This is a genomic window from Pseudomonas nicosulfuronedens, assembly GCF_005877905.1.
GTDB lineage: Bacteria > Pseudomonadota > Gammaproteobacteria > Pseudomonadales > Pseudomonadaceae > Pseudomonas > Pseudomonas nicosulfuronedens.
Map to the genome: position 1 here is coordinate 84,830 of NZ_SWDV01000027.1, position 9,118 is coordinate 93,947.

The following is a 9,118-nucleotide window of genomic DNA, read 5'->3' on the forward strand; positions in this document are numbered from 1 at the left end:
ATACCTCCTCAGAAACCGGTGGTGGGAATGAAATCGACATCGGTCTTCGGCTCACCGCTCATCAGCGCCCCGATGACCTGCTCCAGGGTGCGGCCGCCGAACAGGATGGCGTTGAGGCCGGCGACCAGCGGCATGTAGACCTGCAGCTCATCGGCCTTGGCCTTGAGCACCTTGAGGGTGTTCACGCCCTCGGCGGTCTCGCCCATGCGCGCTACGGCGTCTTCCAGGGTCAGGCCTTCGCCCAGGGCGAAGCCCACCTGATAGTTACGGCTCTTGGGTGACGAACAGGTGACGATCAGGTCGCCCACACCGGCCAGGCCGAGGAAAGTCATGGGGTTGGCGCCGAGCTGGACGGCGAAGCGGGTCATCTCCGCCAGGGCGCGGGTGATCAGCATGCCCTTGGTGTTCTCGCCCATGCCCAGCGCGGCAGCCATGCCGGCGATAATGGCGTAGACGTTCTTCAGCGCGCCGCCCAGTTCCACGCCGAAGCGGTCGCCACTGGCATAGACGCGGAAGGTGCGGCCGTGAAGGGCCTGCTGCACCTGGGCGCAGAGGTCTTCATCCTCGCTGGCGACCACGGTGGCGGTCAGCTCGTGCTCGGCGATCTCGCGCGCCAGGTTCGGGCCGGAGATCACTGCGATACGGGATTTCGGCGCGATCTCTTCGAGTACCTGGCTCATCAGCTTGAAGCTCTGCGCCTCGATCCCCTTGGTCAGGCTGACCAGCATCTTGCCCGCCAGCTCCTCACTGCGGCCGTCGAGCACCTTGCGCAGGGCGCTGGAGGGCACCGCGACGAAGATCATCTCGCACTCGGCCAGCGTCGCCGCAAGGTCCGTGGTCGGCTCCACGCCGTCATGGATGCGCACGCCCTTGAGGTAGTTGGGATTCTCGCGGCGGGTACGGATCGCCTCGGCCTGCTCCTCGTCACGCATCCACTGGCGAACGCGCTGTCCGTTTTCTGCCAGCAGATTGGCGAAGGCGGTGCCGAAACTGCCACCGCCGAGGACGGCAATCGGTTGCTGCTGTGTCATGTCTGTTCCATTGGTGGCCGCCCAGGGGCGGCGATTGGGCCATTATAAGGCCGCATCGGCGAGCGGCCAGCCTGTATCGCGGACTGGTAATCAGCGCAGCCTCGTTTAACATCCGTCGTGTGGAAAACGTCTAGCCGTAGACATTGACCGAACCCATAAAAACCGAGAACAAGGCCGTTCCGTGCACCGTCCCGTCCGCGCTCCCCTGCCGCTCTCCCTGCTTGCCGCCTTGCTGGCGGGCAGAGCCGTGGCGGGCGACCTGTTCGTGGACAGCCTCGACGTTCCTGAAGTTCTGACCGCGACCCGGCTGAAACAGTCTCCGGCGGAAGTTCCCGGCAGCATGACGGTGCTCGACCGCGACCTGATCAAGGCCTCCGGCGCCCGCGACATTCCGGAACTGATGCGGCTGGTGCCGGGCATGATGGTCGGCTACCTGTCGGGCAACCAGGCGACGGTGAACTACCACGGTACCAACGTCACCGAAGCGCGGCGCCTGCAGGTGCTGGTGGACGGCCGCTCGGTGTATCGCCCGGGCCTGGCCACGGTGGACTGGAGCGATATCCCGGTGGCCATCGAGGACATCGATCGCATCGAAGTCTTCCGCGGCCCCAATGCCGTGAGCTACGGCGCCAACGCACTCATGGGCGTGATCAATATCCTCACCCGCCACCCCGCCGACAGCCAGGGCACGCGACTGAAGTACACCGCTGGACAGAATGGTGTCCGTGACTGGTACGCCAGCCAGGGCATCCATGACCGCTCCGGCGATTACCGGCTCTCTCTTTCCGGCCAGGAAGACGACGGCTTCGACCACGACCAGTTCGGTCGTGACTACCGCGACGGTCGCCGTCTGAGCCGCTTCAACCTGGTGGCCAGCCACAACCTTGACTTGCGCAACAGCCTGGACTGGCAGCTCGCCGCCAAGGAAGGGAGCAACCAGCGGCCCTACGACTACGAGCCGATCTTCGGCAAGATTCCCGACGGCGACGACAACTCCGACCTGACCGCCCGCGACTACGCCGGCTCGCTGCGCTGGACCTTCGACGTCAACCCCGAGCACAGCTTCTACGTGCAGGGTTACGCCGAGCACTGGGAGCGCCTGCAGGATTTCGACGCATGCGAGGCGCAGGTCGCCTTCAGCCCGCAGCTCGCGCAATTGTGGGCGCTGGATCCGAAGTACGTGCAGAGTTTCGCCGACTCACTGCCGCGCATTCCCCGCGGCACTGCGCAGGAACAGGCGCTGGCCCGGCAGGTCGTCCAGCAGCTGGCGGCCGGCGCCTATCTACCGGTCTGCGGGCAGGTGAACCAGAACATCCGCGAGACCCGCTACGACCTCGAAATCCAGGACACCCTGAGCCTCGCCGAAGGCGTGCGGCTGGTCAGCGGCCTGAGCTATCGCCACGACCAGGCCACCTCGGAAACCTACTTCGACGGCACGGTGAACAACGACATCTGGCGCCTGTTCGGCCAGCTGGAGTGGCACCTGACGCCGCACTGGCTGCTGCAGGGCGGCGCGATGGTGGAGGACGATCAGCTCTCCGGCAGCTCGGTCAGCCCGCGCCTCGCCCTCAACTACCTGATCACCCCGCGCCACAGCCTGCGAGCGGTGTACTCCGAGGCGGTGCGCTCGCCGGACATGTACGAGAACGACGTGAACTGGAGCTACCGGGTTCGCAACCTTTCGGCGCCGGTCTACGGCCAGTCCAGCACCTACTACTTCGCTCGTGCCCACGGCCCCGGCGACCTCGACCAGGAGCGCATGCGTTCGCGGGAAATCGGCTACAACGGCCAGTTCGACGAACTCGGGCTCGCGGTCGACATCAAAGCCTACTACGACGAAATCCACGGGCTGATCAGCGATCCCTTGAAGGTCTCCGACTTCGAACCGACCAACGACAACGACATCCGCTTCAGCGGCGCCGAGACCCAGCTCGACTGGCGCCTGACGCGGCAGGACCGTGTGCGCCTGACTTACGCCTATGTCGATTACGACGCCAGCAGCCGCTATGACCAGCGCCTCACCGCACGCAACAGCGGCTCGGCCGGCTGGATGCGCGACTGGGGGCGCGGCTGGTCGAGTTCGGTCTTCTACTACGGCGACGATGCGCTGAACGAACACCGCTTCGAGCGCGTCGACCTGCGCGTAGCCAAGCGCATCCCGCTTGGTCGCGCGGCGCTGGAACTGGCCGGGGTTCTGCAACAGCGACTGGACGACGAGCCGCTGACCTGGCCGGAAAACCGCTACGACAGCCGCCACCTGCTCTACTTCAGCGCCGAGGTGGACTTCTAGCATGCCTGCCCGCCGCTCATGGACGAGCCCCGGCCCCTTCCTCACTGCCCTGCTCCTTGGGCTCGTCTGCCTGTTTGCGCTACCAGCCCAGGCGCGCGACATCCTGCTGGTCAGCACCGAACAGAGCGCTGCGCTGCAAGACTTCGCCGAAGCGCTGGCGCGACGTCGACCGCATGACCAGGTGCGGCTGGAGTCCCCGGAGAACCTTCCGCCAGCCGCCAGACTCGATAGCGAAACCCGCCTGCTACTGCTCGGCAGTGGCGCGCTGAACTGGCGCCTGGCCAGCCATAACGCACCGCCGGCGCTGACCCTGCTGGTCAGCCGTGTCGAAGCCCGGCAGGTACTGGGCGAGCGCGAGCCACCGCACCTGAGTCTGCTGTGGAGCGACCCGCCACCGGCCCGCCAGTTGCAGCTGGCACTGCAGCTCAGCCCGCGCCCGCAACGCATCGGCGTGCTGGTCGGCCCCAGCAGCGAGTTCCTCCTGGAAGAGCTTCAGCGCACCGCCGAACGGCTCGGCATCGAGCTGGTCAGCGAACTGCAAACCCGCGCCGAAGACAGTCGCCCGCTGCGAGAACTGCTCGGTCGCAGTGACCTGCTGCTCGGGCTGGACGACAAACAGCTTTATAACGCGCAGACCATCAAGGGCATCCTCCTCAGCGCCTACGCACAGAACCGGGCGCTGATCGGTCCCACCGCCGCCTTCGTCAAGGCCGGCAGCCTGGCCAGCACCTACAGCGACCAGAGCGACTGGCTGGAGACCCTCGACACCCTGCTCGACGAGCCGGCGGAGCAATGGCCCCGCAGCCTCTCCCCCGAACGCTTCAAGGTGCAGAGCAACCGCCAGGTGGCGCGCTCGCTCGGTATCGACCTGCAAGGCGACGCGGAACTCGCGCAGCGCCTGGCCGAAGGAGAAAAACCATGAGTTCCCGCAAGAGCTGGAACATCCAGACGCGCATGTTGGCCATCAGTCTCGGCCCGGCGCTGCTGCTGACCGTGCTGCTGACCGGATATTTCACCTATTCGCGTCTGCAGGACCTGCGCCTGGAGTCCAACCACACCGGTCAGCTGATCGCCAACCAGCTCGCCCCGGCGGCGGAATACGGAGTGATCTCCGGCAACCTGCCGGTGCTGCAGAGCCTGCTGCGGGCGACCCTGAGCACCGCCCACGTACGCTTCATCGAAGTGCGCGACCGCGGTGACAACATCCTTGTCTACGTCGAGCACGCCGCCGATCCCGCGCAGTCGAGCACCAAGGTGGAAATCTTCCACGCCTCGATCCAGCGCGAGAACATCGCCCTCAACGGCAGCGACCTGGCCAGCTCCAACGACATGCTGCCGGCCGCCACGACGCCCAGCGGGGACTATATCGGCCGCGTGGTGGTCGGGATGGCCAGTGACGCCTTCAGCGAACGACAGCAGGAAATCCTGCTCAAGGCCAGCCTGCTTGCGCTGTTCGCGCTGATCCTCACCTACCTGCTGGCGCGCCGCCTCGCCCGCCGCCTGGCCGCACCGATCCGCACCATGGGCCGCGCTGTGCAGGCGATCCAGACCGGCGACTACCACACCACCTTGCCGGTGCCGGATGACGGCGAAGTCGGCGACCTGGCCCGGCACATCAACAACCTTGCCCGCGGCCTGCAGCAGGCCAGCCTCGAGCAGGAGCGCAGCATCGCCCAACTGGTGGCCGCGCGGGAGGAAGCCGAAGAGGCCAACCGCGCCAAATCCGACTTCCTGGCGATGATGAGCCACGAGCTGCGCACCCCGATGAACGGCGTACTGGGCATGCTGCAGCTGCTGGAAACCACCGAGCTGAACCAGGAGCAGGCCGAGTACAGCGCGCTGGCCACCGAATCCACCGAGCACCTGCTCAAGGTGATCAACGACATTCTCGACTTCTCCCGCGTCGAACGCGGCGCACTGGAACTGGAGCGCATCCCGTTCAACCTGCTGGAGCTGATCCAGAGCTCGATCCAGGTCTTTCAGCACAGTGCCCAGCAGCGCGGGCTGGAACTGGAAATGAACGTGCAGGACGGCCTCGACAACCTCGAGGTGCAGGGCGACCCGACGCGCATCCGGCAGATCCTGGTCAACCTGCTGGGCAACGCCCTGAAGTTCACCGAAGAAGGCGGCGTGCGCCTGGAAGCCACCTGGCAGGCGCTGGACGACGAAGTGCTATGGCTCAGCTGCTCGGTGCAGGACAGCGGCATCGGCATCTCCCGCGAGCGCCTGGAGCACATGTTCGAGGCCTTCCAGCAGGCCGACTCGTCCACTTCGCGACGCTACGGCGGCACCGGGCTGGGGCTGTCCATCGCGCGCACCCTGGCCGAACGGATGGGCGGCACCCTGGGCGCGGTCAGCGAGGAGGGTTGTGGTTCGACCTTCACCCTGGAGATACCCCTGCCCTTCCGGGAGCGTCAGAGTGCCGCAGACAACGGGATGAACGGCGGTGACGCGCTTGCCACTGGTCAGTCCGTGCTGCTGGTGGAGGACAACCCGGTGAATCAAACGGTCATAGAAGCTATGTTGCGCAGCCTGGGTTATCGCGTCACGCTGGTAGGTGACGGCGCCCAGGCAGTGCGGACATCGGAACGCGGCGAGTTCGCGGCCATCCTGATGGATTGCCGCCTGCCGGTGCTCAACGGCTACGAAGCCACCCGGCAGATCCGTGCAAAACCGGGCGGCGAGCAGGTACCGATCATCGCCCTGACCGCCAACGCGCTGCAGGGCGACCGCGAGGCGTGCCTTGAGGCAGGAATGAACGACTACCTCGCCAAGCCGTTCAAACGCGCGGAACTGCAGCGGATTCTGCAGCGCTGGGTTGCTCCAGGTCGTTGATCGAAGGAGCGCTTGCCCGCAAACTGCGGACCGGCCCGGGGCCTGCGTCCCGACGGGGAAACCTGGCGTTGGCGAAAAGTGAACAAGCGTTCGCCGATTGCTGTGACTTTCACTTAAAGGCAATAGTCTATGACTAGGCTGCCGCATGACACCGTGACAAGAACAACGGAACGCGGCGCCGCAGGCACAAGCCAAACAACGCCTGCTATCCAGGATTTTTGAGGAGCTCGCATGACCAAACAAAACGCCTTCACCCGAGAAGACCTGCTGCGCTGCAGCCGCGGCGAGCTCTTCGGCCCGGGTAATGCGCAACTGCCCGCCCCGAACATGCTGATGATCGACCGCATCACCCACATCAGTGATGTCGGCGGCAAGTATGGCAAGGGCGAACTGGTCGCCGAGCTGGATATCAACCCGGACCTGTGGTTCTTCGCCTGCCACTTCGAAGGCGACCCCGTCATGCCGGGCTGCCTGGGCCTCGACGCCATGTGGCAGCTGGTGGGCTTCCACCTCGGCTGGCAGGGCAACCCCGGCCGCGGCCGTGCCCTGGGTTCGGGCGAAGTGAAGTTCTTCGGCCAAGTCCTGCCGACCGCCAAGAAAGTCACCTACAACATTCACATCAAGCGTACGATCAATCGTTCGCTGATCCTGGCCATCGCCGACGGCACCGTCAGCGTCGATGGCCGCGAAATCTACAGCGCCGAAGGCCTCCGCGTCGGCCTGTTTACTTCCACTGACAGCTTCTAAGGGTATCCGCATGCGTCGCGTCGTGATCACCGGTCTGGGCATCGTTTCCTGCCTGGGCAATGACAAAGACACCGTCTCCGCCAACCTGCGTGCAGGCCGTGCTGGCATCCGCCACAACCCGAGCTACGCCGAGATGGGCCTGCGCAGCCACGTGTCCGGTTCGGTCAACCTGAACCTGGAAGAGCTGATCGACCGCAAGGTCTTCCGCTTCATGGGCGACGCCGCCGCTTATGCCTACCTGGCAATGGAACAGGCGATCAAGGACTCCGGCCTCACCCCCGAGCAGATCTCCAACCCGCGCACCGGCCTGATCGCCGGCTCCGGCGGTGCTTCCACCCTGAACCAGATGGAAGCCATCGACACCCTGCGCGAGAAGGGCGTCAAGCGCATCGGCCCATACCGCGTCACCCGCACCATGGGCAGCACCGTTTCGGCATGCCTGGCCACTCCCTTCCAGATCAAGGGCGTGAACTACTCCATTTCCTCGGCCTGCGCTACCAGCGCGCATTGCATCGGCCAGGCCATGGAGCAGATCCAGCTGGGCAAGCAGGACGTCGTCTTCGCTGGCGGTGGTGAGGAAGAACACTGGAGCCAGAGCTGCCTGTTCGACGCCATGGGCGCCCTCTCCACCCAGTACAACGACACCCCGGAAAAGGCCTCCCGCGCCTACGACGCCAAGCGTGACGGTTTCGTCATCGCCGGCGGCGGCGGCATGGTCGTGGTCGAAGAACTGGAGCACGCCCTCAAGCGCGGTGCCAAGATCTACGCCGAAATTGTCGGCTACGGTGCGACCTCCGATGGCTACGACATGGTCGCTCCGAGCGGCGAAGGCGCCATCCGCTGCATGCAGCAGGCCCTGGCCACCGTCGACACCCCGATCGACTACCTGAACACTCACGGCACCTCCACTCCGGTCGGCGATGTCGCCGAGATCCGTGGCGTACGGGCAGTGTTCGGCGACAAGGCTCCGGCCATCAGCTCCACCAAGAGCCTGTCCGGCCACTCCCTGGGCGCCGCTGGCGTTCACGAAGCGATCTACTGCCTGCTGATGATGGAAGGCAACTTCATCGCCGGTTCGGCAAACATCGACGAACTGGACCCGGAAGTCGCTGACCTGCCGATCCTGCGCGAGACCCGCGAGAACGCGAAGATCGACACCGTCATGAGCAACAGCTTCGGCTTCGGCGGCACCAACGCCACCCTGGTCCTGAAACGCCATAACGGCTGATCGGTGATCAAAACAAGAAAGGCGCCCCAGGGCGCCTTTTTTGTTGCCTGCGATTTCGCTCTATCCTCGCGCTACCGATCCCGTCAGGATGAGCGGGCTGATAACAGGGAGCGCACGGATGGAATTGACGATCAGGCAAGCCCACAGCAACGACGCCAAGGCCATCAGCCAGGTGATCATAGCGGCCGTCCGAGAGAGCAACAGCCAGGACTATCCGGAGAGCGTTATCGCATCAGTGGTGGCGAATTTCACGCCTGGGCGGGTGATCGAGTTGCTGGAGCAACGCCTGGTCTTTGTCGCCCTGCTGGACGACAAGATCGTGGGCACTGGCGCCCTGGATGGCGATGTCGTGCGCAGCCTCTTCATAGCCCCTGCGCAGCAACGCAAAGGCATCGGCCAGTGCCTGATGAGCCGAATCGAGAAAGCCGCTCTGGAGCGCAGCATAGAGGCCCTGCTGGTCCCCTCCTCCATCACTGCTGAGAGCTTCTACACTCGCCTGGGCTATCGCGTGCTGCGCGAACAACTCCACGGCGAAGAGCGCACCCTCATCATGACCAAGCCTCTCAGCCCTCTGTAGGAGCGAGCTTGCTCGCGAACCGCCTCACACAGGCATCGACGGCTGGTTGCCCGCTCCCGCAGGAGCCGACCTTGTCCGCGAAGGCCAAACTAAACTGAAACCTCGCCGGCCCCAGCCAGAATCCGCTCTTTTTTCCGCCCATAAAACAAAACCCCCGATCAGCTTTCGCTGATCAGGGGTTTTGGAATTAGAAGCTTGACGATGACCTACTCTCACATGGAGAAACTCCACACTACCATCGGCGATGCATCGTTTCACTACTGAGTTCGGGATGGGATCAGGTGGTTCCAATGCTCTATGGTCGTCAAGCAATTCGGTTGGATGCTCGCCTTGGCGCTCATCCGAATTCGGGTTGCTTACACTAATAAGCAAAACCCCCAGCCAGCGAAGCTGACCAGGGGTCTTGGGAT

Annotated in this window: 7 protein-coding genes and 1 rRNA gene; 6 read left to right on the forward strand and 2 right to left on the reverse strand. The window is 64.7% G+C overall.

Features of this window, described 5'->3' with window-relative positions; translation table 11 throughout:
* Window positions 1-8 precede the first annotated feature (8 nt).
* Window positions 9-1,031, reverse strand: coding sequence for an NAD(P)H-dependent glycerol-3-phosphate dehydrogenase (locus FAS41_RS20190; RefSeq protein ID WP_138525220.1), 1,023 nt, complete (start codon window positions 1,029-1,031; stop codon window positions 9-11).
* Window positions 1,032-1,212: 181 nt separating this feature from the next.
* Between FAS41_RS20190 and FAS41_RS20195 the strand changes: the two genes are divergently transcribed.
* The 6 genes from FAS41_RS20195 (at window position 1,213) to FAS41_RS20220 (ending at window position 8,708) form a co-directional block, all read left to right on the forward strand.
* Window positions 1,213-3,321 (forward strand): TonB-dependent receptor plug domain-containing protein, encoded by a 2,109-nt coding sequence (locus FAS41_RS20195; protein WP_246084903.1) that lies wholly within the window; start codon window positions 1,213-1,215, stop codon window positions 3,319-3,321.
* Window position 3,322: 1 nt separating this feature from the next.
* Window positions 3,323-4,243, forward strand: coding sequence for an ABC transporter substrate-binding protein (locus tag FAS41_RS20200; protein ID WP_138525221.1), 921 nt, complete (start codon window positions 3,323-3,325; stop codon window positions 4,241-4,243).
* Complete coding sequence (locus FAS41_RS20205) at window positions 4,240-6,156, forward strand: ATP-binding protein (RefSeq protein ID WP_138525222.1); 1,917 nt, start codon at window positions 4,240-4,242, stop codon at window positions 6,154-6,156. Before FAS41_RS20200 ends, FAS41_RS20205 begins: the two co-directional genes overlap by 4 nt.
* A 231-nt stretch (window positions 6,157-6,387) precedes the next feature.
* Complete coding sequence (fabA, locus tag FAS41_RS20210; RefSeq protein WP_017517389.1) at window positions 6,388-6,903, forward strand: 3-hydroxyacyl-[acyl-carrier-protein] dehydratase FabA; 516 nt, start codon at window positions 6,388-6,390, stop codon at window positions 6,901-6,903.
* 10 nt (window positions 6,904-6,913) lie between these two features.
* Window positions 6,914-8,131, forward strand: coding sequence for a beta-ketoacyl-ACP synthase I (fabB, locus tag FAS41_RS20215; RefSeq protein WP_138525223.1), 1,218 nt, complete (start codon window positions 6,914-6,916; stop codon window positions 8,129-8,131).
* A gap of 118 nt (window positions 8,132-8,249) precedes the next feature.
* On the forward strand, window positions 8,250-8,708 hold the full coding sequence (locus tag FAS41_RS20220; protein ID WP_138525224.1) for a GNAT family N-acetyltransferase: 459 nt from the start codon (window positions 8,250-8,252) through the stop codon (window positions 8,706-8,708).
* A gap of 193 nt (window positions 8,709-8,901) precedes the next feature.
* Here FAS41_RS20220 and rrf read toward each other — a convergent pair.
* Window positions 8,902-9,017, reverse strand: a 5S ribosomal RNA gene (rrf, locus tag FAS41_RS20225).
* Between the last annotated feature and the right edge of the window lie 101 nt (window positions 9,018-9,118).